This is a genomic window from Sphingomonas silueang, assembly GCF_040049155.1.
GTDB lineage: Bacteria > Pseudomonadota > Alphaproteobacteria > Sphingomonadales > Sphingomonadaceae > Sphingomonas > Sphingomonas silueang.
In genome coordinates, this window is record NZ_JBDZDK010000079.1 from 1 (window position 1) to 1,749 (window position 1,749).

Genomic DNA, 1,749 nt, shown 5'->3' on the forward strand with positions numbered 1-1,749 from the left:
TGTTCCCGCTGATTAGAAAAGACACATTCTGCCCCAAATAGAAATGACACACGGCTGGTAGCAGCGGGGGCAGCGTGGAGCCATCCACAAGCGCAGCGCTGACCCCGCTGATGCGGTGAGTTTCGAGGGAAGGGCGACGGACCCGCTGCGCCAGCAGCGGGCTCGGTCACACCAGAATGCAGACAGTCAGGCAGGTTCCTGGGGTGGGGTGGCGTGACCCGGACTCAGCCAGCGTATTCGGCCAGTCCGCGCGCGACGAGTTCCGTCTCGGAAAGGCGCGGCCCGCGCTTCAGTTTCGGCGTGCAGAGCGTGCGGCGATCCACCTTCGATGCGGTCGCAACAGCCGACGCGGCGAACATGCCGCCAGTCTGCGCCGTCCGCGCCGGCTCGTTGTTGTTCCGCTTGCGGTGGTGTGGCGCCGTTTCCTGCAGGAGCCGCGCCATCGCCAGCGCCGCGTCGAGATGCTTGTTGTCGACCACTGCTGCCTGGTTCACCCGCCGCATCTTGTCGAACACGCGATAGGGCAAGGCCTGCCCGTCGTGCCGGATCTCGATCCGTCCGTCAGGATACTCGCAAACCTCCACCCGCTTGCGCGCCAGCGCTTGGCTGGTCCGGTTCGGCTCCAGGATGAACAGCGCCTTGTTGTAGTGCAGCGTCAGCGCCGCGGTCACCGTGCGCTGCTCGCGCCACACCATCTCTGCCTCGATGTTCTCGTGCGGCGCCAGCGGGCGGTGCAGATCGCGCGGGTCGAACGGGGTCCTGGCGAACTGCCGGTTGTGCCGGGCCATGTAGGAGGGGAGGAAGGCATTGGCTTCGTCGATGGTGGAGATGCCCTCCAGTCTCATCGCCTTGACCAGCCGGTCCTGCAACGTGCCGTTCGCGCGCTCGACGCGCCCCTTGGCTTGCGGCGAGTTGGCGCAGATGATCTCGATGTTGAGCGCGTGCAACGCCCGCCCGAGATGGGTCATGCCGTCCCCGTTCGCCGAGGCCGTGTTGTTGCGAAACGCGCTGTGCTTGTCGGAGTAAAGGGCCACGGGTTTGCCATGGCGCTCGATATAGCTGCGCGTCGCCCGCATATACGAGAAGGTGCTCTCGCTCTCCACCATCTCCAGGTGCATCAGCTCGCTGGTCGCATCGTCGATATAGACCAGCAGCGTGCATTGCGGGCCCCGGTCCTCGAACCACCAGTGTTTGGACCCGTCGACCTGGATCAGCTCGCCGCGGCAGTCCCGCCGATAACGCGGCTGGTACGGGCGAGGGCGGCGCGCTGCGCGGTCCTTCCACAGCCCCGCTGCCATCATCATCTGCCGCAGCGTCTCGCACGAGATTCGGATGCCGTGCCGCTCGGCCAGATACTCGCGCGCGAGCGTCGGCCCGAAGCCGCTATACTGCTCGCGCACGAGGCTGACGACCTGATCACGAACGGCATCGCCGTAACGCCGGTTGCTCGGACGCCCACGCTTGCGGGATATGAGCCCGGCTGCGCCGTCCTGCCGAAGTCGCTCCAGCAACCGGTAGATCTGTCGACGCTCAAGCCTCAGCAGCGCCATCGCGTCCGCCACCCTGATCTCACCGCGGTCGAGCCGCATCAGCGTGTCGTACCGGCTCACCTCGGCAGCACTCATTGTCAGCACCGTCATCGCTTGCACATCCTCGCTGCCGAGGATGGCCATGACACCGGCGACCCGCTGGCACTCGTTGTGCCTTTTCTATCTAGCGGAGGAGTGTCATTTCTACTTAGCACCTACA

1 protein-coding gene is annotated in these 1,749 nt (G+C 65.5%); it reads right to left on the bottom strand.

The window, feature by feature from the left end:
- Positions 1 to 224 precede the first annotated feature (224 nt).
- Positions 225 to 1,640 (bottom strand): ISNCY family transposase, encoded by a 1,416-nt coding sequence (locus tag ABLE43_RS23115; protein ID WP_047867320.1) that lies wholly within the window; start codon positions 1,638 to 1,640, stop codon positions 225 to 227.
- Positions 1,641 to 1,749: the final 109 nt, after the last annotated feature.